The organism is Pseudomonas sp. GM48, assembly GCF_000282335.1.
GTDB lineage: Bacteria > Pseudomonadota > Gammaproteobacteria > Pseudomonadales > Pseudomonadaceae > Aquipseudomonas.
In genome coordinates, this window is sequence record NZ_AKJM01000177.1 from 1 (window position 1) to 22,359 (window position 22,359).

Below are 22,359 nucleotides of genomic sequence, written 5' to 3' on the forward strand. Positions count from 1 at the left end.
CCCCCAGCCAATGGCGGCTCTTCGTCCTTGTATCGCACGCCCAGGCCGCCACCGAGATCGATGTGGCGCAGGTAGATGCCGCAATCGCCGAGGCGGTCGACAAGGCCCAGCAGGCGGTCGAGGGCATCGATGAACGGTGGCAGGGTGGTCAGTTGCGAACCGATGTGGCAATCGACACCGACCACTTCCAGGTTCGGCAATTGCGCGGCACGCACGTACACGTCTTCGGCGTCGGCGATGGCGATGCCGAACTTGTTCTCTTTGAGACCGGTGGAAATGTACGGGTGGGTGCCGGCATCGACGTCCGGGTTCACGCGCAGCGAAATCGGCGCGCGAACGCCCAGTTCGGCGGCGACTACTTGCAGGCGTTCGAGCTCGTCGGTGGACTCGACGTTGAAGCAGTGCACGCCGACTTCCAGGGCACGCCGCATGTCATCACGGGTCTTGCCGACGCCGGAGAACACGATCTTGTCGGCGCTGCCGCCAGCGGCCAGTACGCGTTCCAGTTCGCCACGGGAGACGATGTCGAAACCGGCGCCCAGACGCGCCAGGACATTCAGTACACCCAGGTTGGAGTTGGCCTTGACCGCGAAGCACACCAGGTGCGGCATGCCGGCCAGCGCATCGGCGTAAGCCAGGTATTGGGCTTCGATGTGTGCACGGGAGTAAACGTAGGTCGGTGTACCAAAGCGCTCGGCGATGGCAGACAGGGCAACACCTTCCGCGAACAGTTCACCGTCACGGTAGTTAAAAGCGTCCATGAGGTTCCCTTATTGGTAGACGTCGTGCTTGTGTGCTTTCGAGGCAGGCTGCTGTTGCGACGACTTGGCTTGCTCGGCAGGGTCCTGGTCTTCATCGGGCAGGTAAAGCGGGCCTTTTTGACCGCAGGCCGACACAAGGCAGGCAACCGCGAGGAGCGCAGCAAGGGAAGAGATCAGGCGCTTCATGGCGAAATCCTTGAAAATGCATTAATTGCGCCGGAGTATACCGGCCACCCGGCAGCTTGCCTATGCAACGGACCGCCCGTCCGGCGGGGGTTGGGCTGATGTCCGTAACATAAGTGCAATCCATTGTGGGAGCGGGCTTGCTCGCGAAAGCGCTGCATCAGTCAATGCGGATGTCGACTGACACAGCGCATTCGCGAGCAAGCCCGCTCCCACAGGTACAGCACTTGGCCTATTGATATCGGCCCGCGGTCGTTATTCTTTGCATTCAGCAGGGCTCGGTCGTATCTTGCGGCGCTTGAGCCTGATCAGACACTTTTTGAGGTTGCCGTAATGAGTTTGTCCGAAGCGCGTTTCCACGACCTGGTCGATGCCACCCAGCAAACCCTGGAGGACATCTTTGACGACAGCGACCTGGACATCGACCTCGAAAGCTCGGCCGGTGTGCTGACCGTCAAGTTCGAGAACGGCACTTCGCTGATTTTCAGTCGCCAGGAGCCGCTGCGTCAGCTGTGGCTGGCGGCGGTGTCCGGTGGTTTCCACTTCGACTATGACGAAGAAAGCGAGCGCTGGATGTGTGACAAGAGCGAAGAGCAGTTGGGTGAAATGCTCGAGCGTATCGTCCAGCAACAAGCTGGTGTCGAATTCGATTTCGAAGGCCTGTGAGATCGTGACCCAGCCTGCGCCTGTCCGTCCGCTCAAGCCGCTCTACAGCAATGTCAGCCCGGCGGTACCGTCGCCGTGCAGCGGTGTGTGTCGGCTGGATGAGCAGAAAGTCTGCCTGGGCTGCTTCCGCCATGTCGAAGACATCCGCGAATGGCGCTCGGCGGACGATGATCGCCGCCGCGTCATCTGCGCCCAGGCAGCGCAACGCAAAGCCGCCATTTAACGCCGTAACGCGATCCGTAGCAGCTGGCGAAGCCTGCGTTCGGCTGCGCAGCAGTCGTGAGATCAGACAATAAGGTGTACCAGGAATACCGAGCATTCAGGTTCTACGACTGCTGCGCAGCCGAACGCAGGCTTCGCCAGCTGCTACAAGGTGCATGGTCGGACCTGACTTGTATATTTTTTGAGCTGTGATAGTGTCCAGATACGCCTCAACCCATCGAGGCTTGTGAAAACCCCGCCTTTTTCTGGCGGGGTTTTGCTTTTTTCGTGCAGAAGAAAGGAGTCTGCCCTGATCATGACCGCACCTTCTATCACCCTTACCCGTCTGGACGTCCAGCGTCTGGAGCGTCTGATCGACAGCCTGGACGAAACGCTGCCGGGCGTTATCGCGTTGCAAACCGAGCTGGATCGCGCCGATACCGTAGTCGGCCACGATGAAGTGCCCGCCGATGTCGTGACCATGAATTCCCGTGTGCATTGCCGCGAAGAAGGCAGTGGCAAGGACTACCACCTGACCCTGGTGTACCCCAAGGATGCGAATGCCGACGAAGGCAAGGTCTCGATCCTGGCGCCGGTGGGCAGTGCGCTGCTCGGCCTGAAGGTTGGCCAGCATATCGATTGGCCGGCTCCGGGCGGCAAGACCCTGAAGCTGACGCTGCTGGAAGTCGAATCGCAGCCGGCCAATGGTGGCGCGTTCCCGGAGTGACATCCCCTCAGACCTGATCGAGCGCCTCGTTCAATGCGTGCTCCAGGTCAGCTTTGTAGCGCAGGTACAGATGGGTGGAACTCTGTCCTTCGCCGAGCAGGCCTGACAGGTCGAGGTCGGTGATGTAGCAGCGGTAGCGTTCGGTTTCCCGGCGCTGCCCGACGATTTCCCGGGCGACCACACTGAACAGTTGGTCGCCATGCTCCAGCTCGGAAAACTCCCTTTGATTGCAATACAGCGAGACCTGCACCTGACCCGGTGTGGCTTTGCCGACGATCGCCTGCACGTCGTAGAACGGTTTGTTCACCGGCGTCTGCGGTGCTGGCCGGGCTTCGATACGGCGCGCCCGGCCAGGGCCTGACGGCAGCAACTGGCAATACAGGGTGTCGAGGTTCAGTGGGTGGGCCGCGTCCATCGGCAACAAGGCATCGCGACGGTACTGGATCGATTGCAGGAAGCGCTGCAGCGGCACCAGCAGGCTTTGCTCGTCGTGCCAGGGCAGGCGTTGCTGCCACAGGGCATTGAACTCATCGAGCACGTACAGATCGGCCTGATCTTCGTTGACCCGGTAGAACACTTGAATGCAGTCCGGCTGGCCCGTTGGCAGGAACAGCGCAAGGTCGTGGTCTTCCAGTGCCTTCGGGTCCAGGTGCAACGGGCTGTAGCTCGCCATTTCCTCGCCCAGGTAATCGATCAGCGCCGGCAGAGTGGCCAGCGCGATGTGCTGGACCTGGCCCGGCAGCAACTCCAGCACGTGGTAGTGCTGCTGGACCTGGATCAGGTAGCGATGATTGAGCTGGCTCAGCAGCAGGTTCTGCGCGGTATCGAGGATTTCCTCGACCCGTTGGGCAATGAACTGCGCGCGGTTATGGCAGAAGCAACGCACCCGCAGCTTCGGCTGTTGCGGCCCGGCCGGCAGGTTGTTGAGGTAGTCGCGGATGCAGTCGAGCAGGGCATGGGGGCCGTCGTAGCGACCGACCAGCACTTCGTTCCAGCTGTTGAGCGTGACCCGGTCCAGCGTCAGCACCAGATTTTCCCGGACGCCGGCGTAGCTCAGGGAGTCGGTGCGTTCGGTGGTCATCAGGATATTCAGGTCGCGATGGTGCTTGAGCGGATCGATGCCGACATTCACCAGAATCAGCACTTCACTCGGCACGCTGGCGCGCAGCAGAGGTTCCTCGGCGACGGTGGGCAAGGGCAGGGCGATGGTCTGTTGCAGGCTGCCGAGCAGGTTGAACAGCTCGAATTCGCTCAAGTCGCTGGTGCCGGGGTGCAAGGCCAGGCGGGTACTGCTGTCGATCACGCCATTGCGATGGCACCAGGTCAACAGTTCCAGCAAGTGGCGGCAGCGTTTGATCGGCGCGAAATGCTCCCACTCAAGCGCCGTCAGGCTGCCGTTGTACAAGCCCCACTGGTCTTGCCCCGGTTCTTTCTTGTTCGGCGCGTGCACCAGCGTCAGGGTGTCTTCAGCCAGGTCCGGGGCGATACCGGGGTTGATGAACTCGACTTTGCCGGCCTTGCGCTCGAAAGCGGCGTACAGCCGACGGCCGAGGACACTCAGGTCGCGCTTGTTGATGCGGCTGACCGTTTGCTCCTGTCGGGCAAACTGGGTGAGGAAGCGGTAGCTGTAGTTCAGCTCGTTGACCAGGGCCCGCCGCTCGGAACTGACCTGGCGGACTTTCCACTGGCTGCGGCTGTCGAGCAGGGCCAGTTGGCGCTGGTCCCAATGCCATTCATGGGCCAGGCGCTCAAGCAAAGAGCGCTGCCAGCTCTGGGTGCGGCTGTTGCCGGTGAGTTTGCGATTGACCTTCAGGTACAACGCGCGACGCACCAGTTCCAACCGTTCCGGTTCGTTGCGGGCGATCAGGTATTCCTCGATGCGCCGGTACACCACGACGTACGGGTCCAGTTCGTCGAGGTCGAGCCGATTGGCGAACACCGCTTGTTTGAAGCGCAGGCTCAGGCAATGGACCCTGGGGTGTTCACTGGCGTAAACCTCGGTCAGCAACAGCTTGAGTACCGATTTGTAGGGTGACTCGATGCCCTTGAACAACTGCCAGAGCCCGGCGCCGATAAATTCGCCGGGCGGGATGTAGGCCAGGTTACCGAGGTCGAGGGTTTCATCGGCGCGGATGAAGCGTTTGGAGATCAAGGTATGGGTGTAGCGGTCGTAGCTCGATTCTTCGTAGACCGGCACCAGCCACCAGATCGGTGTCCGCCCGGCGAGCCAGATCGCGGTGCGGTAAAACTCGTCCAGCAACAGGTAGTGCTGAGTGGTGCCGCAATCTTCCGAGCTCAGTTGGGTATCGCGCTCACCACGGACGAAACGGGTCGGGTCGATCAGGAAAAAATGCGCCTCGGCGCCCTGGCTGGCGGCCCAGGCTTCCAGCAACTGGCATTTTTTGCGCAGTTCGGCGAGTTCGTTCTCGGTCAGGTCCGGTCCATGGCAGACCCACACATCCATGTCGCTCTGGTCGGCCTGCGCCAGGGTACCGAGGCTGCCCATCAGGAACAGTCCGTGAATCGGTCGTGGCGGGTTGCTGCCGTGGCGCGGTTTGTAGGAAAACGAACGGGTCAGGCGCTGGGCTTCAGCGAGGACATTGGCATCCGGCTCGAAATTCGACAGCCCCGCCGGCGTACTGCCGGAAACGTAGCCGGGCAATAGCGGATGATTAACGTGGAAAAGCAGCGGCAGCAAGGTCAGGACCCCTTGCTGGCGGGTCGACAGCCCTTCCATGGCACGAGCCATGCGTCCTTCGTTGAGTTTCAGAAACCGTGCGCGCAGCTGGCTGAGAACCTTGCGGTCGATTCCCTCGTCCAGATCAGGGCGAATTTCATGGGTGCGCGTCATGTCAGCTCAAACCGGCTCGCAGGGCTCGGACGTGGGAGTCTCAGGTGAGGGGCAGTTTAGCGTCTCGGACACGGGACTTTTAAGCTGATTTTGAATTTCTGGCGTCAGACTTTTATCGCTTGGCGACAACGGACACCAAAGTGTGCCCGCGGAAATCCTTAAACAGGGGTTTCCGTGGGCAATGCGGGGGAATTCAGGCTGTTTCTTCGGCTTTCAGAATGGTGAGCACGGTTTGCACATTTTGCGCCGCGTCACGACCCAGGCTGGTCAGGTAACCACCATCTGGCTGGTCGATCAGGTCTTTTTCGTACAGGCGTTTGGCGGCAGCAATGGCTTTCGGGGCAGCGGTCTGATGAATTTTCAAACCTTCCTGGGAACTGTCCAGGTTAAAGAGGGCAAGGACTTCCAGTTCGGCAACCAACTCAGGGGTAAGCGACATAAGGACTCCAGACTTTCTAGGAATTGGACGACAGCGCCCCTAAGGTGAACCCGCTTGTCCGGCATGTCCAGTGCTCGTGACAGGGTTTTTTGCCTCTGTAGGAGCGAGCTTGCTCGCGAAAAACCTGAGAGCGCCACGGGGCAGCTGGTTTTACGCGTCATCGTTGACGACCTTCGCGAGCAAGCTCGCTCCTACAGGGGGGAGTCGTGGGCTTACTGCTTTTCCGGCGGCAACTCGGGCAATGCGCGCAGCGCAGCTTCGTACCATTCGGTATTGAATGCGCGGTCTTCTTCGAGGATCGCGTCGATTTCTACCGCCAAAACGTGAGCCATCAGGTTGAGGATTTCTTCCCGCTCGTAACCCACCAGGGTCAGCTTGTTGAACGTCGCCTTGGCCGCTGGCGGATTGTCGCTTTCGATCTGGTTTTCGATGGCCTGGATCAGGGTGCTTTCGGCGAACTCTTCTTCGTCGTTGTCGATATCGTTCAGCTCGCTCATGGCAGGCTCCTCAAGGAAAGGTGGCCAGTTTAACCGCATTCAGCCGCGTGATGCTGCTGGCAAGAATCCCCGGAGCGTTCTATAAACAGGCACCGCCCACCCCGCACGGCCTGGAGGCTATGTGATGTTTAAACTTTATGGATTTTGTGTCAGCAACTACTACAACATGGTCAAGCTGGCGTTGCTGGAAAAAGGCCTGCCGTTCGAGGAGGTCATGTTCCTCCCGACCCAGGCCCCGGAGTCATTGGCGATCAGCCCGCGGGGCAAGGTCCCGGTGCTGGGCGTCGAGCAGGGCTACATCAACGAAACCAGTGTGATTCTCGAGTACATCGAACAAGCCCAAAAGGGCAAGCCGCTGCTGCCGAATGAGCCATTTGAGCGCGCGCAGGTGCTGGCGTTGGCCAAGGAAATCGAGCTGTACATCGAACTGCCGGCGCGTGCCTGCTTCCCTGAGGCATTTTTTGGCATGACGGTGCCGGAGGCGATTAAGGAAAAGAGCAAGGCTGAGTTGCTACTGGGGTTTGCCTCCCTGGCCAGGCACGGCAAATTCGCCCCTTATGTGGCCGGAGAAAGCTTGAGCATTGCCGATCTGTACTTCCAGTACAGCGTGCCGCTGGCGTGTGGTGTGGCGCACAAGTTGTTCGGCATGGATTTGTTGGCTGAAATGCCGAAGGCCAAGGCGTTGCTGGAGCATCTGGAACAGAATCCGAATGTGAAACGGATCGCGGCGGACAAGGAAGCGGCGATGCCGGCGTTCATGGCAATGATTGCGGCCAAAAAGTAAACGAGCGGTCGGGCCAGAGTGGGTTCAGGAGATTCGCAATCTTTTGACTTACTTCGCCCCGGCCCTTGCCGGACAGAGACTTGGGTCAATGTCGTCGTATACGGCAACAACCCGGTCATTCCTGTTTCGCAGGCAGCGGTTAACTTGAGCATCGAACCTGCGTGGTCAAGGAGACCCATCGATGCTCAAACTCTATGGTTTTGCGGCCAGTAATTATTTCAACATGGTCAAACTGGCACTTATGGAAAAAGCCCTGCCATTTGAAACCGTGCCCTTTCATGGCTGCCAGAATCCGCAAATCCTCGCCGTCAGTCCTCGTGGGAAAGTGCCGGTGCTGGAGACGGAACAAGGGTTTCTAAGCGAAACCGACGCCATCCTCGATTACCTCGAAGAGACCCAGCCAGGCATTGCCCTGTTACCGGGCGAGCCGTTTGCACGGGCGGGTGTGCGGGCGTTGGCCAAGGAGATCGAGCTGTACATCGAGTTGCCGGCGCGAGTCTGTTACGTCGAGGTGTTTTTTGGCGGGCGGCCGACGCCCGAAGCACTGAAAGCCAAGGCGGAGCGGGATCTGGTCAAGGGGTTTACGGCGTTGAAACAACGGGCGCGGTTTGCACCGTATGCGGCGGGTGAACGGTTTACCCTGGCCGATCTGTATTTTCTCTACAGCGTTGATCTGGCCGTGGAAGTCGGGAAGCGTTTGTTCGATGTCGACTTTCTGTCCGGCATGCCGGCAGCCCGTGCGTTGCTGGAGCGCCTGGCCGAGAATCCCAATGTGCAGAAAATCGCCGCGGACAGACTGGCTGAGGCGCCTGCCTTTCTGGAGCGGGTGCGGGCGCCAGGTCGCACGCCGGGTTGAACGTGTTGCGCTCGATGGCCGTGTGACCATCGAGCGCGGACGCTACCTACGTGTCAGCGGCTGGCGAGCAATGCCTGGCCACGAACCACGGCAGCCTTGACCTGCGCCGGCGCGGTGCCGCCGATGTGGTTACGGGCATTGACCGAGCCTTCGAGGGTCAGCACGGCGAACACGTCCTGATCGATCTGGTCGCTGAACTTGCGCAGTTCTTCCAGGCTCATTTCCGCCAGGTCCTTGCCGCTATCCACGCCGTATTTCACGGCATGACCAACGATTTCGTGGCAATCACGGAATGGCAGGCCGCGACGCACCAGGTAGTCGGCCAGGTCAGTGGCGGTGGAGAAGCCGCGCAGGGCCGCTTCGCGCATCATCGCGTGCTTGGGCTTGATTGCCGGAACCATGTCGGCAAAGGCCCGCAGCGAGTCGCGCAGGGTGTCGGCAGCGTCGAACAGCGGCTCTTTGTCTTCCTGGTTGTCCTTGTTGTAGGCCAGGGGCTGGCCTTTCATCAGGGTCAACAGGCCCATCAGTGCGCCGAACACGCGACCGGTCTTGCCACGCACGAGCTCCGGCACGTCCGGGTTTTTCTTTTGCGGCATGATCGAGCTGCCAGTGCAGAAACGGTCCGGCAGATCGATGAACTGGAATTGCGCGCTGGTCCACAGCACCAGTTCTTCGGAGAAGCGCGACAGGTGCATCATCGCGATGCTGGCGGCCGAGCAGAACTCGATGGCGAAATCGCGATCGGAGACGTTATCCAGCGAATTGCCGCCAACCGCGTCGAAACCCAGCAGTTGGGCGGTGTATTCGCGATCGATCGGGTAGGTGGTGCCGGCCAGCGCCGCGCTGCCCAGCGGCATGCGGTTGGTGCGCTTGCGGCAGTCGACCAGGCGCTCGTAGTCACGGCTGAGCATCTCGAACCAGGCCAGCATGTGGTGCCCGAAAGTCACTGGCTGTGCAGTCTGCAAGTGGGTGAAACCCGGCATGATGCTGGCGGCTTCGCGCTCGGCCTGTTCCAGCAGGCCTTTTTGCAGGCGGGTGATTTCAGCCAGGATCAGATCGATTTCGTCACGCAGCCACAGACGGATGTCGGTGGCGACCTGATCGTTACGGCTGCGGCCGGTATGCAGTTTTTTACCGGTCACGCCGATGCGGTCGGTCAGTCGCGCCTCGATGTTCATATGCACGTCTTCGAGGTCAATGCGCCAGTCGAACTGGCCGGCCTCGATTTCACCCTGGATGGTCTTCAGGCCATCGATAATGCTGTCGCGCTCGGCATCGGTCAGCACGCCGACCTTGGCCAGCATGGTGGCATGGGCGATCGAGCCCATGATGTCGTGGCGATACAGGCGCTGGTCGAAGGTGACGGAGGCGGTGAAGCGGGCGACGAAGGCGTCGACGGGTTCACTGAAGCGGCCGCCCCAGGACTGATTGGTCTTGTCAGTGCTCATGAATTCGCTCGTATCGGCTTGAGGTAAGAATGCGTGGAACGCTGGCGCGGATAATAACAGGGTTGCCAATCCTGTCGCTGACACTGGTCGACACGTTTTTTCCCGGGGGGCGAGCCCGGGTCCGGGTAAGGCCCGCACATTTTTGCTCAACGATATTTTCCAATTGATCTATATCGTCCCGGCAACCGTCTACAGTTGGACAGTAGGGTCAGCGCACTTCTCGGTGCAGCCACTGACTATTAAGAAGAGAGGGTGTTCATATTGCGTATCAGCAAACCCTGTGGCGATGTGTCGCCAATGCGGGCCGGGGTCGCCAATCGCCCGGCAGATGAAAATTTAGCCACCGGACCAGCGGCACTTTTTGACGCTCGCGCTAGTCTTAGCGTGGATCGCGGTGACGGACGTCACTTCACCTGTCTACGCTATCCTTGTGCGAGACTCACGCAGGAATCCAGCGCAATATGAATGTCCTGATCGTTGATGACGAACCCTTGGCCCGCGAGCGCCTGAGCCGTATGGTTGGCGAACTCGAGGGATACAGTGTCCTGGAGCCTAGCGCCACGAATGGCGAAGAGGCGTTGGCACTGATCGACAGCCACAAGCCGGATATCGTGCTGCTTGATATCCGCATGCCGGGCCTCGATGGCCTGCAAGTGGCTGCACGGTTGTGCGAACGCGAAACCCCACCCGCCGTAGTGTTCTGCGCCGGGCCCGATGAATTTGCCGTGGAAGCCTTACAGGCCAGCGCTGTAGGCTATCTGGTGAAACCTGTGAGAACTGAACAATTACATGACGCGTTAAAGAGAGCCGAGCGCCCCAATCGTGCCCAACTCGCAGCCCTGACCCGCCCTGCTGCCGAAAGCGGCAGCGGCCCGCGCAGCCATATCAGTGCCCGAACCCGTAAAGGGATCGAGCTGATTCCGCTGGATCAGGTGGTCTATTTCATTGCCGACCACAAGTACGTGACCTTGCGCCATGAAACCGGCGAAGTGTTGCTCGATGAGCCGCTCAAGGCACTTGAGGACGAATTCGGTGACCGTTTCGTGCGTATCCATCGCAACGCACTGGTCGCCCGCGAGCGTATTGAGCGACTGCAACGCACACCCCTCGGGCATTTTCAGCTGTTCCTCAAAGGCCTCAACGGTGATGCGCTGATCGTCAGCCGACGCCATGTGGCTGGCGTGCGCAGGATGATGCAACAGCTCTAAACAGCTGTCCGCAGGTGAATTTCACACCCGATTGCCGGACATCCGGGGCCAGGGAGGCCGGGCAGTATCCGATACAAGTCAAAGTGGATTTGGCTGAGCTGTTATTATCTGCCGTATCTATTCAGTACGGATTGATCCATGTCCTCTCGCCAGATCCGCATCGCCACTCGAAAAAGCGCTCTCGCCCTGTGGCAGGCCGAATACGTCAAAGCCCGCCTTGAAGCGGCTCATCCGGGCCTGCGGGTGACCCTCGTTCCCATGGTCAGCCGTGGCGACAAGCTGCTTGACTCGCCGCTGTCGAAAATCGGTGGCAAGGGCCTGTTCGTCAAGGAGCTCGAAACCGCGCTGCTGGACAATGAAGCCGACATCGCCGTGCACTCGATGAAGGACGTGCCGATGGACTTCCCCGAAGGTCTCGGCCTGTACTGCATTTGCGAACGGGAAGACCCGCGCGACGCCTTCGTTTCCAATACCTACACCAGCCTGGATGAGTTGCCTCAGGGCAGCATCGTCGGCACCTCCAGCCTGCGTCGCCAGGCCCAGTTGCTGACCCGTCGTCCGGACCTGGAAATCCGCTTTCTGCGCGGCAACGTCAACACCCGGCTGGCCAAGCTCGATGCCGGTGAATACGACGCTATCATCCTCGCCGCGGCCGGCCTGATTCGCCTGGGCTTTGAAGATCGCATCACTTCGGCCATCAGTGTCGACGACAGCCTTCCGGCCGGTGGCCAGGGCGCGGTGGGTATCGAATGTCGCAGCGCCGACAGTGAAATTCATGCGTTGCTGGCGCCGCTGCATCACCAGGACACCGCCACCCGCGTGACCGCCGAGCGTGCCCTCAACAAGCACCTCAATGGTGGCTGCCAGGTACCGATTGCCTGCTACGCCGTGCTGGAGGGTGAGCAAATCTGGTTGCGCGGGCTGGTGGGCGATCCAGGCGGTGGCCGGCTACTCAGCGCACAAGCCCGCGCACCTCGCGCCGACGCCGAGGCGCTGGGTGTGCGAGTGGCCGAAGACCTTCTCAGCCAGGGTGCCGACGACATTCTCAAGGCGGTCTATGGCGAGGCTGGTCACGAGTGACCGGTTGGCGCTTGCTGCTGACACGTCCCGCCGATGAGTCGGCGGCGCTGGGCAGTCTTTTGGCCGAGCAGGGGATATTCAGTAACAGTCTGCCGCTTTTAGACATCGTGCCCATTGCGACCACTGACACAATGCGCCAGGTGATTCTGGCGCTGGATCAGTTCTGCGCCGTCATTGTTGTCAGCAAGCCGGCCGCCCGGATCGGCGTCGAGCTGCTCGATCGGTATTGGCCAACGCCGCCCGGTGTGAAGTGGTTCAGCGTCGGTGCGGCGACGGCACAGATCCTCGAGGATCACGGGTTGGACGTGAGCTTCCCGGCAGAAGGCGATGACAGTGAAGCCTTGCTCGAACTTTCCCGACTGCGCGAGGCTATCGCACAACCCGATCCGCGAGTACTGATCCTGCGCGGGGAAGGTGGGCGCGAGTTGCTGGCGGAGCGTTTGCGTGAGCTTGATGTTAGTGTCGAGTATCTGGAACTGTACCGCCGGGAATTGCCGAGTTATCCACCGACAGCGCTGCCGGAACGGATCCAGGCGGAACGCCTGAACGGGCTGGTGGTCAGCAGTGGACAAGGTTTTGAGCACCTGCATCAATTGGCCGGCGACGCCTGGCCGCAGTTGGCGCAGTTGCCGTTGTTTGTACCAAGCCCCAGGGTTGCCGAGATGGCGCGTGCCGCCGGGGCCAGAACAGTTGTGGATTGTCGCGGTGCCAGTGCCGCGGCCTTGCTGACGGCGTTACGGGAGCATCCCGTACCCGTTTTCTAATGCAAAGGATGGATACGTGAGCGAAACAGCCTTGCCTAAAGATGACTCGCGACCGGTGCTCGATGCACCGTTTGATGCTCCTGTTGATGAAATTCCGCCACCAGCTGCCGTACAGCGTCGAGGCAATGGTCTGGCAATCATTGCGCTGCTGCTGGGTGCGGCCGGTGTCGCGGTGGGCGGTTGGGGTGTCTGGCAGGTGCGTCACCTGCAAGCCAATAATCAGCAACAGCTGAGCCAGGTACAGGCGTTGAATGACCAGGCGCAAAACCTCAAGCTCAATGAGGAGCGCCTGAGCGCACGCCTGGCGCAATTGCCTCCCGCCGATGAACTGGAAGCACGCAGCCGTCTGGTGATTCAGCTGCAAGGTGATCAGCAGCGGCTGAACCAGCGGCTGGAAACCGTACTCGGCGCCAGTCGCAAGGACTGGCGTCTGGCAGAGGCCGAGCACCTGCTGCGTCTGGCCAGCCTGCGACTGTCCGCCTTGCAGGACATCAGCAGCGCCCAGGCACTGGTACAAGGCGCCGACGAGATACTGCGCGAGCAGAACGACCCGGGCGCCTTTGCCGCTCGCGAGCAGGTAGCCAAGACACTGATCGCCTTGCGCAGCACCGAACAGCCCGATCGCACCGGGCTGTTTCTGCGTCTGGGCGCGTTGCGCGAGCAGGTGGCCAGCCTCACCGAGCTGGCCCCTGAGTACAAGGACCGTGGCGATTCGTTGCTGGGCCTGACCACCGATGGCGACGGTGCCAGTCGCTGGGCGCAGTGGTGGGATCAGATTTCGCGCTACATCCGTATCGATTTCAATGCCGACAAAAACGTTCGTCCATTGCTGGCCGGCCAGAGCCTGAGTCAGGTGCGCCTGGCCCTGAGCCTGGCACTGGAGCAGGCGCAGTGGGCCGCACTCAATGGTCAGGCTGCGGTGTACTCCCAAGTGCTGGACGAGGCGCGGGACATCCTCAAGGGCAACTTCAACCCGGACAACGCGCAAAGCAAAGTCATGCTTGAGCAGGTAGCTGAGTTGAGCAAGCAACCCGTCACCGTAGTCACGCCAGATTTGACTGGCACCCTGAGCGCGGTGCAGGGGTATCTGGAGCGACGTAACGTCAATGCCGAGGACTCGGTCAAGCCAATGGCCAAGCCTGCCGCGAACACCGCGCCGGAGGCCACGCCATGAAACGCCTCTATGTGATCGTGTTCCTCGTTATCGCCGCTGCCGCTGCGCTGGGGCTGGCGATTGCCGAACACTCCGGTTACGTGCTGATTGCCTACAAGACCTTCCGCTATGAGTCGAGTCTGTGGGCTACCCTGGCGCTGGTGGCTGTACTCTGGCTGGTGATTTGGGGCATCAAGTCGCTGGTCGAACTGGTGATGGCTTCCAGTGGCGTGGTCAATCCATGGTCGCGGCGTAACCGCAGCCGTCGGGTGCAGGTGGCGATCGAGCACGGTCAGCTGGACCTGGCCGAGGGTCGCTGGGCCAGCGCGCAACGTCATTTGCATCGGGCAGCCGAAGCCGAGCGCCAGCCGCTGCTTTACTACCTCGGTGCGGCCCGTGCCGCGAACGAACAAGGCAATTACGAAGAAAGCGACAACCTTCTGGAGCGCGCCCTTGAGCGTCAACCTCAGGCCGAGTTGGCGATCGCCTTGAGCCACGCCCAGTTGCAGACCGACCGCGGCGATACCGAAGGCGCCCTTGCAACCCTGCAAGCCATGCGTGAACGCCATCCTCGCAACGCGCAGACTCTGCGTCAGTTGCAGCGCCTGCTTCAACAGCGTGGTGACTGGTCGGCAGTGATTCGCCTGCTGCCGGAGCTGCGCAAGGACAAAGTCCTGCCGGAGGCCGAACTCGCCGAGCTGGAGCGTCGGGCCTGGGGGGCGAACCTGTCTCTGGCGGCGCAACGGGAAGAAGACGGAACAGTGGGGCAGCAATCGCTCGAACGTGCCTGGCAGCAACTGACCTCGGCACAGCGTCAGGAGCCGCAACTGGTGCTCGCGTATGCCGAGCAATTGCGGCAATTGGGTGCTCAGGTCGAGGCCGAAGAAGTGCTGCGCACTGCTCTCAAGCGCAGCTACGACAGTCATCTGGCTCGTCTCTACGGACTGGTTCGCGGCAAGGATCCGGTCCGCCAGTTACAGGCCGCCGAAGGCTGGCTCAAGGATCATCCGGCCGATCCTGGCCTGCTGCTGACACTGGGCCGTCTATGCCTGCAAAACAGTTTGTGGGGCAAAGCCCGGGACTATCTGGAAAGCAGCCTGCGTGTGCAACGCAATCCGGAAGCTTGTGCGGAGCTGGCGCGGTTGCTGGCGCAAATGGGCGATACCGAGCGCAGTAACCAGCTGTTTCAGGAAGGCCTGGGTTTGTTGGATAAGCGCTTGCTCGCTGCCCCTCTGCCAGTGCCAATCCGCGCTTGACCCGTTCGCGGGCGCCAGACTCCGGCGTCTGAGTGATGACCTGCGGCAAAGGCGCAAACGCCCTCGCCGCAGTGCGATGATTTGTTGAAAATCAGTCGCCAAACTTCGTCGCAGGCAAAGTCCTACAGAGGACTACTTTTTATCCTCTCGTCTGCGTCGGGATTTCCCTACACCTGTGCTGAAGTGTCCGTGGGCACTTGCCTTGAAAGGCCGCAGCGCTTTCCTCTACCGTAACGGCCTGTCACTACTTTTACGGAAAAGCCATGTCTTTGGCCTGTTCACGCTCTTTGTTTTTCATGGCTTTCATTGCGGGTGCCCTGGCGCTGGGCGTTTCCTGCTACCTGGAATATGCAGTCGGCTTGCGGCCTTGCGGCTTGTGTCTCGTGCAACGGTTTTGTCTGGCTATTTTTACCGGTGTCTGCCTTACGGCTTCGGTCCATGGTCCCGGTCGCATCGGAAACGTTCTGTATTGGCTGCTGAGTCTTTGCTGCAGCCTGGCCGGTACCGTGACGGCGTGGCGACAGGTCCTGCTGCAAAGTCTTCCGGCGGATCAGGCAGCGACGTGCTCGACCCGTCTGGCGGAAATGTTCGCCAGTACTCCGTGGCTATCGGTCGCACAGCAAATGTTCAAGGGTGCTGCCGATTGTGGGAGGATTTCCTGGACGTTGTTCGATCTGAGTCTCACGGAATGGAGCCTGCTGTTCTTCGTCGCGATGATGATTCTGGCCGTGTACCAGTCGCTGCGACTGGTCTGGATCAGCTATCAGCGACCACTCAGCGGCGAGTCGTCGCACCGGGCCTTCGCGGGCGATTAAACACTTGTATGAACATTATCGCGTGCGTACCTTGAAGGCAGTGTCGTGCGGGCATAATCTGGCCCGCACGTGTCATTGGAATTATGTTGCTCGATGACGCTCTGCCTGACCGCCCACTGACGTAACAAGAGGCGAACGGGCATAGAGCAGCTGACCCACAAGGGAAGAGAGATCACCATGCTCGAAAGTTGTCAGAATGCTCAGGAACGCTGGGGTGGAGTGCACCTGCTGATCGATCGCTGGTTGCAGGAGCGTAAAGAGCTGATCGATGCATACGACAAGCTCGGTGCCGATCCGCAGGCATTGTCCACGAACCGTAAGCCCTTGCAGGAATTCTGCGGCGTGCTGGTCGATTACGTGTCCGCCGGGCACTTCGAGATCTACGAGCAACTGACGGGGGAGGCCAAGGCCTTCAACGACAAGCGTGGCCTGGAACTCGCCGAGACGATCTACCCGCGCATCGACGTCATCACCGAAAAGCTGCTCGCGTTCAACGATCTGTGCGATGAGGGCAAATGCGTCGCCGAGAAGTTCAAGGAACTGGGTGGACTGTTACACGAACGCTTCGAGCTGGAAGACTGCCTGATCGAAGTGCTGCACACCGCTCACAAGGAAGCCGATTCGGTTCAGGCCTGAAGCGCTTCCCGCAAGATCCGGAAACGGCGTGCCAAGGCACGCCGTTTTTCATTTCCGTCGTCAACTGGCAGCACCGCGCAATTCGACTTCGAATACCAGTGGAGTGAACGGTGCGATCACGTCACCAGCACCGTCGGCGCCATAGGCCTGAGCCGATGGAATCACCAGTCGCCATTTCGCCCCGACCGGCATGTTTTGCAATGCACTGCGCCACCCGGCAATTACGCTGTCGAGACTGAACCATTGTGGCTGGCTGTTCTGATCGAACACCGTGCCGTCGGGCAAGCGACCGATGTACAGCACCTGCACCTTGCCGTTGGGTCCTGCCTTGGCGCCAGTGCCTGGCGTCATCTCGGTCAGCAACACACCATCAGCCAGCTCGCGCACGCCGGGTCTGGCTTTCTCTGCGGCGAGAAAACGCTGCTCTTTTTCCAGCGCCATTTCACTTTGCGGCTCGGCTGACTGCATGGCAATCCGGGCTTCATGCTCGGTCAAAATTTGCTGGATCTGTTCGTCCTTCAGCGCCAGCGGTTTGCCCTGATAGGCCTGCTGCAATCCTTCGACCAGTGCCTGGAGTTGCAGGTCGGGAACCTCCTGGCGCAAGCGTTCACCAAGGCTTGCACCCAGGCTGTAAGCCAGATCGCGGGCTTCATTTTCCTGTGTTTTTTCGGCGGCCTGGGCCACCGAAAAAAACACGCACAGCGATAAAAAAAGGTAGCGCGACATGGGCACTCTCCGACCTGAATTGCGGGCGATTATGCCAGTGAGAATGCGCACAACGGTGAACTGCTTTTGCGCCGATGCAGAAGTTTTTCAATCCTTTGCAACACGGCGCTTTCGATAGTGTCAACATGCCCTAGCGGCGGTTGCAGCAGAGGTCTAGTATGAGCCGCACTCACTTCAGCCAGGAGGTAAACCATGTCGGCCACCAAGAAGCCAGTAAACACTCCATTGCACCTGCTCCAACAACTCTCGGGCAGCCTGCTCGAGCATCTGGAAACCGCTTGTTCCGAAGCCTTGGCTGATGCTGAAAAATTGCTAGCCAAACTGGAAAAGCAGCGCGGAAAAGCGCAAGAAAAACTGCACAAGTCCCGCACCAAACTGCAGGACGCTGCGGCGGCCGGAAAAGCCAAGGCACAAGCCAAGGCCAAGGACGCAGTGGCCGATCTTGAGGAGCTGCTCGATGCCCTTAAGGATCGTCAATCGGAAACCCGCGGCTACATTCTGCAACTCAAGCGCGATGCTCAAGAAAGCCTGAAACTGGCCCAGGGCGTCGGTCGTGTACAAGAGGCTGTCGGCAAGGTGTTGTCCTTGCGTGCGGCCAAGCCTGCTGCGGCACCTGCAAAGAATGCCGCTGCCAAACCGGTTGCAGCAAAAGCACCGGCCAAGCCTGCCGCCAAACCGGTTGCCAAAGCACCGGTGAAAGCCGCAGCCAAGCCTGCCGCTAAACCGGCAGCGAAAAAACCTGTTGCAGCCAGCGCTGCAAAACCTGCTGCTAAAACTCCAGCAGCCAAACCTGCTGCAAGAACAGCGGCCGCCAAACCTGCCGCGGCGCGAGCCGCTGCTGCCAAGCCTGCCGCTAAACCAGCCGCTAGACTTGCTGCCAAACCAGCAGCCAAAACCGCAGCGGCGAAACCTGCTGCCAAACCGGCGGCGAAACCTGTCGCGGCGAAACCTGCTGCCAAGCCTGCCGCTAGACCTGCTGCCAAACCAGCAGCCAAAACTGCAGCGGCGAAACCCGCTGCCAAGCCAGCGGCCAAACCTGTCGCGGCGAAACCTGCTGCCAAGCCAGCGGCAAAACCAGCTGCGAAAGCGCCAGCAAAACCAGCCGCCAAACCGGCCACTGCCAGTGCAGCCAAACCAGCCGCAGCCAAACCCGCTGCAAAACCAGCGGCCAAACCTGCAGTGAAAAAACCGGTTGTCGCCAAGCCAGCGACCGCGCCTGTTGCCAAGCCAGCCTCCCCGGCTCCAGCCGCAACATCCACTCCGGCAGCTACCACCTCGACAGCTACGCCAGCGCCAACGCCGGCCGCTGTTCCGAGCGCAGCAATCTCCACCCCGACCAGCGCTTCTTAAGTGCCGGTTACCGCGACGCGCAGCTGATGCAGCGCGTCGCGGTGCAGGTGGGCGGCACCCGCCGTCGCACCTTCCAGCCAGGCCGCCAGATCGGTCTCGGCACCTTGCGGCCAACTCTGCGCCGCTCTCTCCAGCCGCAACAACAGATGTCTTTCGGCTTCCAGCTCCAGTGCCTTCACTTGTTCGCGCAGGGTATGCAACCCGGCGTCTTGCGTGGCCGCGGCTTTCCATTGCGTGCGCAAGGCGCGTAACGGCTGCACGACATCGGTGTCCCACGAGACGGCCACACTACGAAGCTGCTGCAAGCGTTGCTCATCGCAGGCCACACCTCGTTGTCCCAACCACGCACCACACAGTAGCAGACACACATTGACTCCCGCCGACTGCAATTGCAGGCATGCCTGCTCAACGCCCGGACGAGCGTAAGTGCTCAGGGAAAAACTCCACAGGTCAGAGGACATAGTGCTACTCGCGCCAGTTGCGAGCGAAGCTGGTAGACTCCGCCGCCATTATGATTCGACTTCAGAACCTGACTTTACAGCGTGGCCCGCAACGTCTGCTAGAAGACGCCGAGCTGACCCTGCACGCCGGCCAGAAAGCCGGCCTCATCGGTGCCAACGGCGCCGGCAAATCGAGCCTGTTCGCCTTGCTTCGGGGTGAGTTGCACCCGGACTCGGGTGATTGCTTCCTGCCGGCCGACTGGCGTATCGCCCACATGCGCCAGGAGGTCGACACCCTCGAACGCCTGGCGGTCGACTACGTGCTCGATGGCGACCTGCGCCTGCGCCAGGTGCAACGCGACCTGGCGGCAGCCGAAGCGGCCCATGACGGTGCCGCACAGGCCCGCCTGCACTCGGAACTCGACAGCGCCGACGGATACACCGCCGACGCCCGGGCGCGCAAGTTGCTGGCCGGGCTGGGGTTCACCAACGAGCAGATGGATCGTCAGGTCGGGGATTTCTCCGGCGGCTGGCGGATGCGCCTGAACCTGGCGCAGGCCTTGATGTGTCCATCGGACCTGCTGCTGCTCGACGAACCGACCAACCACCTGGATCTCGACGCCATCATCTGGCTTGAGGAATGGCTCAAAAGCTATCCGGGCACCCTGATGCTGATCTCCCACGATCGGGACTTCCTCGATGCCGTGGTCGACCACGTGGCCCACGTCGATCAGCGCAAGATCACCCTGTACCGCGGTGGCTACAGCGCCTTCGAGCGCGCCCGTGCCGAACGCCTGGCCCAGCAACAACAGGCCTACGAGAAGCAGCAGGTGCAACGTGCGCACATGGAAAGCTACATCGCCCGCTTCAAGGCCCAGGCCACCAAGGCCCGTCAGGCCCAGAGCCGGATCAAGGCCCTGGAGCGGATGGAAGAGCTGACCGCTGCCCATGTCGATTCGCCGTTCGACTTCGTCTTCCGCGAATCGCAGAAAATTTCCAGCCCGCTGATCGACCTGTCCGATGCCCGTCTGGGTTACGGCGACAAAGCCGTGCTGGAGAAGGTCAAACTGCAACTGACCCCGGGTGCGCGAATCGGTCTGCTTGGCCCTAACGGTGCGGGTAAATCGACCCTGATCAAGAACCTTGCCGGTGAGCTCTCGCCATTGGCCGGCCGCTTGACCCGTGGCGAGAACACGGTGGTCGGTTACTTCGCCCAGCATCAGCTCGATTCTCTGGATTCCAAGGCCAGCCCGTTGCTGCACTTGCAGCGCCTGGCACCGACCGAGCGTGAACAGACCCTGCGTGACTTCCTCGGCGGTTTCGACTTCCGTGGTGCGCGAATCGACGAGCCGGTACTGAATTTCTCTGGTGGCGAAAAAGCGCGCCTGGCGTTGGCGTTGATCGCCTGGGACCGACCGAACCTGTTGCTGCTCGACGAACCGACCAACCACCTGGACCTGGAAATGCGCCTGGCGCTGACCATGGCCCTGCAGGAATTCAGTGGTGCGGTACTGGTGGTCTCTCACGACCGGCATTTGCTCAAAAGCACCACCGACAATTTCTATCTGGTGGCGGACGGCAAGGTCGAAGAGTTCGACGGCGACCTGGAGGACTACACCCGCTGGCTGGTGGAGTATCGCCAGCGCAACGCCCCGGTCAGCAACACGCCGGTCAACCCGGACAAGACCGACAAGAAAGCCCAGCGTCAGGCCGCAGCGGCGTTGCGTCAGCAACTGGCACCGCACAAGCGTGAAGCTGACAAGCTCGAAGCCGAACTGGGCAAGCTCCACGAAAAACTGGCGAAGGTCGATACCAGCCTCGGCGACAGCGACATCTACGAGCCGGCGCGCAAGAACGAATTGCGTGACCTGCTGGCCGAGCAGGCCAGGCTGAAAGTGCGTGAAGCTGAGCTGGAAGAAGCGTGGATGGAAGCCCTGGAATTGCTGGAAAGCATGCAGGCGGAGCTGGAGGCGCTGTCCTGATGGACGCCTTCAAGCTGCCGTTGCCGGCGGTGTGGGTCGAGCCGATCTGGCTTGGCGTGCAAATTCTGCTGATCCTGCTTGCCGGCTACTTCACCCAGCGCTTCGTCGCCAAAGGCCTGACCCGCGTCGGTGAGCGTTACCCGTTCCCGCCGCAGTTGATGCTGCCGCTGCGGGGCGGTTTGCGCTGGCTGATCATGGGCAGCGCGCTGATTTTCGTGCTGGAACGTCTCGGTGTATCGGCCACAGTGCTCTGGACTGCGTTGTCCGGTTTCGTCGCGGTCGCGGCGGTGGCGTTTTTCGCCATGTGGAGCGTGCTCTCGAACCTGTTGTGCGCGATCCTGATCTTTACTGTCGGCCCGTTTCGCTTGGGCGACGTGGTCGAGCTGGTAGACACCACCGACAAGCCTGGTGTCAAAGGCCGGGTGGTGGCGATCAATCTTCTTTACACCACGTTGGTCGAGGCCGAAGAACTCGGCACTGGCAGCGCCATGGTGCAAGTGCCCAACAGTTTGTTCTTTCAGCGTTCGGTGCGACGCTGGCGCGGGACGGATGTGTTTCCTTCCAACGGGTTTGAAAAGTAAACCTTCTGCTGCCTGATACACCGCTTTCGCGAGCAAGCCCGCTCCCACAGGTGATCGCGTTCTTATTAGCGACATCGGTCTGATGTGGGAGCGGGCTTGCTCGCGAAGGGGCCCTCAAGCCCTGAACGCTGGTCGGCCGTCGGGATGTCCTGCAAAAAATCGGTAGTCATCCACCCAAAGCCGCATTAGCTTAGACGTCTGTCACGAGTCTGAGTCGAGGTGTGCAATGGAGCTTCAAACATGGCTGGCGTTTTTTGCCGCCTGCTGGGTGATCAGCCTGTCCCCCGGTGCCGGCGCCATTGCGTCGATGTCCAGCGGCCTGCAATACGGTTTCTGGCGCGGCTACTGGAACGCCCTGGGCCTGCAACTGGGCCTGGCTGTGCAGATCGCCATCGTCGGTGCCGGTGTCGGCGCCATTCTCACGGCTTCGGCCACGGCCTTCTACGCAATCAAATGGTTTGGCGTGGCGTATCTGGTCTACCTCGCGATCAAGCAATGGCGGGCGCTGCCCAGCGATATGAGCGACGACGCGGCGGTGCGCCAGATCGGCAAGCCGATGGCCCTGGTGTTCCGTGGTTTCCTGGTGAACATCAGCAACCCCAAGGCGCTGGTGTTCATGCTGGCGGTGTTGCCACAGTTCATCGATCCACATGCGCCACTGCTGATTCAGTATCTGGTGATCGGCGTGACCATGGTCTGCGTCGACCTGATCGTCATGGCCGGCTACACCGGTTTGGCGTCCAGGGTGCTGCGTCTGCTGCGCACACCGAAACAGCAAAAACGCATGAACCGGACCTTTGCCGGGCTGTTCATCGGGGCGGCAGCGTTCATGGCGACGCTGCGCAGAGCCGCAGTCTAAACCGACAGAAACCCCAAAAGGCGACCCATGCGGTCGCCTTTTTCATTGACGAATCAGATCTGTAGCAGCTGCCGAGCCCGCGAGGCTGCGTTCGGC

At 60.8% G+C, this 22,359-nt stretch carries 24 protein-coding genes; 16 read left to right on the forward strand and 8 right to left on the reverse strand.

Going from position 1 to position 22,359, the window contains the following annotated elements:
• Window positions 1-761, reverse strand: a 761-nt coding sequence (gene lysA / locus PMI28_RS02105) for a diaminopimelate decarboxylase (protein WP_007992222.1), incomplete at its 3' end; no start/stop codon positions are given.
• A gap of 9 nt (window positions 762-770) precedes the next feature.
• On the reverse strand, window positions 771-947 hold the full coding sequence (gene lptM / locus PMI28_RS30140; RefSeq protein WP_007992225.1) for an LPS translocon maturation chaperone LptM: 177 nt from the start codon (window positions 945-947) through the stop codon (window positions 771-773).
• 330 nt (window positions 948-1,277) lie between these two features.
• Here lptM and cyaY point away from each other — a divergent pair, with 330 nt between their 5' ends.
• The 3 genes from cyaY (at window position 1,278) to rnk (ending at window position 2,538) form a co-directional block, all read left to right on the forward strand.
• Window positions 1,278-1,610 (forward strand): iron donor protein CyaY, encoded by a 333-nt coding sequence (gene cyaY / locus PMI28_RS02095; RefSeq protein WP_007992227.1) that lies wholly within the window; start codon window positions 1,278-1,280, stop codon window positions 1,608-1,610.
• Window positions 1,611-1,614: 4 nt separating this feature from the next.
• Window positions 1,615-1,833 carry a DUF1289 domain-containing protein gene (locus PMI28_RS0128960; protein ID WP_033063609.1) on the forward strand — a complete coding sequence of 73 codons (219 nt, stop codon included), beginning with the start codon at window positions 1,615-1,617 and terminating at the stop codon, window positions 1,831-1,833.
• A gap of 294 nt (window positions 1,834-2,127) precedes the next feature.
• The gene (rnk, locus tag PMI28_RS02090; protein WP_007992229.1) at window positions 2,128-2,538 is read left to right on the forward strand and encodes a nucleoside diphosphate kinase regulator; all 411 of its coding nucleotides are present in this window, start codon (window positions 2,128-2,130) and stop codon (window positions 2,536-2,538) included.
• Between the two features lie 7 nt (window positions 2,539-2,545).
• On the opposite strand, the gene PMI28_RS02085 is transcribed toward rnk, so the two are convergent.
• The 3 genes from PMI28_RS02085 to PMI28_RS02075 form a co-directional block, all read right to left on the reverse strand.
• Window positions 2,546-5,389 carry a class I adenylate cyclase gene (locus tag PMI28_RS02085; protein WP_007992230.1) on the reverse strand — a complete coding sequence of 948 codons (2,844 nt, stop codon included), beginning with the start codon at window positions 5,387-5,389 and terminating at the stop codon, window positions 2,546-2,548.
• Between the two features lie 193 nt (window positions 5,390-5,582).
• Window positions 5,583-5,828, reverse strand: coding sequence for a TIGR02647 family protein (locus tag PMI28_RS02080; RefSeq protein WP_007992232.1), 246 nt, complete (start codon window positions 5,826-5,828; stop codon window positions 5,583-5,585).
• Window positions 5,829-6,040: 212 nt separating this feature from the next.
• Entirely contained in the window at window positions 6,041-6,325 is a 285-nt protein-coding gene (locus PMI28_RS02075; protein ID WP_007992234.1) for a hypothetical protein, read from the reverse strand.
• Window positions 6,326-6,449: 124 nt separating this feature from the next.
• Here PMI28_RS02075 and PMI28_RS02070 point away from each other — a divergent pair, with 124 nt between their 5' ends.
• Window positions 6,450-7,109, forward strand: coding sequence for a glutathione S-transferase family protein (locus PMI28_RS02070; protein ID WP_007992236.1), 660 nt, complete (start codon window positions 6,450-6,452; stop codon window positions 7,107-7,109).
• A 181-nt stretch (window positions 7,110-7,290) separates the two neighbouring features.
• Window positions 7,291-7,965 carry a glutathione S-transferase family protein gene (locus tag PMI28_RS02065; RefSeq protein ID WP_007992238.1) on the forward strand — a complete coding sequence of 225 codons (675 nt, stop codon included), beginning with the start codon at window positions 7,291-7,293 and terminating at the stop codon, window positions 7,963-7,965.
• A gap of 53 nt (window positions 7,966-8,018) precedes the next feature.
• On the opposite strand, the gene argH is transcribed toward PMI28_RS02065, so the two are convergent.
• Complete coding sequence (gene argH / locus PMI28_RS02060; RefSeq protein ID WP_007992239.1) at window positions 8,019-9,413, reverse strand: argininosuccinate lyase; 1,395 nt, start codon at window positions 9,411-9,413, stop codon at window positions 8,019-8,021.
• 461 nt (window positions 9,414-9,874) lie between these two features.
• Between argH and PMI28_RS02055 the strand changes: the two genes are divergently transcribed.
• The 7 genes from PMI28_RS02055 to PMI28_RS02025 all read left to right on the forward strand — a co-directional run bounded on the left by PMI28_RS02055 (window position 9,875) and on the right by PMI28_RS02025 (window position 16,325).
• On the forward strand, window positions 9,875-10,621 hold the full coding sequence (locus tag PMI28_RS02055; RefSeq protein ID WP_007992241.1) for a LytR/AlgR family response regulator transcription factor: 747 nt from the start codon (window positions 9,875-9,877) through the stop codon (window positions 10,619-10,621).
• A gap of 138 nt (window positions 10,622-10,759) precedes the next feature.
• The gene (gene hemC / locus PMI28_RS02050; RefSeq protein ID WP_007992243.1) at window positions 10,760-11,701 is read left to right on the forward strand and encodes a hydroxymethylbilane synthase; all 942 of its coding nucleotides are present in this window, start codon (window positions 10,760-10,762) and stop codon (window positions 11,699-11,701) included.
• Window positions 11,698-12,465 carry a uroporphyrinogen-III synthase gene (locus PMI28_RS02045; RefSeq protein ID WP_007992245.1) on the forward strand — a complete coding sequence of 256 codons (768 nt, stop codon included), beginning with the start codon at window positions 11,698-11,700 and terminating at the stop codon, window positions 12,463-12,465. The genes hemC and PMI28_RS02045 overlap by 4 nt, the downstream gene beginning before the upstream one ends.
• A 16-nt stretch (window positions 12,466-12,481) precedes the next feature.
• A complete protein-coding gene (locus tag PMI28_RS02040; RefSeq protein WP_007992247.1) occupies window positions 12,482-13,639 on the forward strand; it encodes a uroporphyrinogen-III C-methyltransferase in 1,158 nt (385 codons plus the stop codon).
• Window positions 13,636-14,874 carry a heme biosynthesis protein HemY gene (locus PMI28_RS02035; protein ID WP_007992249.1) on the forward strand — a complete coding sequence of 413 codons (1,239 nt, stop codon included), beginning with the start codon at window positions 13,636-13,638 and terminating at the stop codon, window positions 14,872-14,874. The genes PMI28_RS02040 and PMI28_RS02035 overlap by 4 nt, the downstream gene beginning before the upstream one ends.
• 263 nt (window positions 14,875-15,137) lie before the next feature.
• Entirely contained in the window at window positions 15,138-15,689 is a 552-nt protein-coding gene (locus PMI28_RS02030) for a disulfide bond formation protein B (protein ID WP_007992250.1), read from the forward strand.
• A gap of 177 nt (window positions 15,690-15,866) precedes the next feature.
• The gene (locus PMI28_RS02025) at window positions 15,867-16,325 is read left to right on the forward strand and encodes an Rsd/AlgQ family anti-sigma factor (RefSeq protein ID WP_007992252.1); all 459 of its coding nucleotides are present in this window, start codon (window positions 15,867-15,869) and stop codon (window positions 16,323-16,325) included.
• 60 nt (window positions 16,326-16,385) lie between these two features.
• Here PMI28_RS02025 and PMI28_RS02020 read toward each other — a convergent pair whose 3' ends face one another.
• Complete coding sequence (locus PMI28_RS02020; protein ID WP_007992254.1) at window positions 16,386-17,051, reverse strand: FKBP-type peptidyl-prolyl cis-trans isomerase; 666 nt, start codon at window positions 17,049-17,051, stop codon at window positions 16,386-16,388.
• 192 nt (window positions 17,052-17,243) lie between these two features.
• On the opposite strand from PMI28_RS02020, the gene PMI28_RS30150 reads away from it, so the two are divergent.
• Window positions 17,244-18,401 (forward strand): AlgP family protein, encoded by a 1,158-nt coding sequence (locus tag PMI28_RS30150; protein WP_007992256.1) that lies wholly within the window; start codon window positions 17,244-17,246, stop codon window positions 18,399-18,401.
• Here PMI28_RS30150 and PMI28_RS02010 read toward each other — a convergent pair.
• Window positions 18,398-18,862, reverse strand: a complete 465-nt coding sequence (locus PMI28_RS02010; RefSeq protein WP_007992257.1) for a TIGR02444 family protein — start codon at window positions 18,860-18,862, stop codon at window positions 18,398-18,400. The genes PMI28_RS30150 and PMI28_RS02010 overlap by 4 nt on opposite strands.
• A gap of 50 nt (window positions 18,863-18,912) precedes the next feature.
• Between PMI28_RS02010 and PMI28_RS02005 the strand changes: the two genes are divergently transcribed.
• From PMI28_RS02005 to rhtB, 3 genes are all read left to right on the forward strand, one after another.
• The gene (locus PMI28_RS02005) at window positions 18,913-20,823 is read left to right on the forward strand and encodes an ATP-binding cassette domain-containing protein (RefSeq protein WP_007992259.1); all 1,911 of its coding nucleotides are present in this window, start codon (window positions 18,913-18,915) and stop codon (window positions 20,821-20,823) included.
• Complete coding sequence (locus PMI28_RS02000) at window positions 20,823-21,404, forward strand: mechanosensitive ion channel family protein (RefSeq protein ID WP_007992261.1); 582 nt, start codon at window positions 20,823-20,825, stop codon at window positions 21,402-21,404. Before PMI28_RS02005 ends, PMI28_RS02000 begins: the two co-directional genes overlap by 1 nt.
• A gap of 226 nt (window positions 21,405-21,630) precedes the next feature.
• Window positions 21,631-22,263 carry a homoserine/homoserine lactone efflux protein gene (rhtB, locus tag PMI28_RS01995; RefSeq protein WP_007992263.1) on the forward strand — a complete coding sequence of 211 codons (633 nt, stop codon included), beginning with the start codon at window positions 21,631-21,633 and terminating at the stop codon, window positions 22,261-22,263.
• Window positions 22,264-22,359 lie beyond the last annotated feature (96 nt).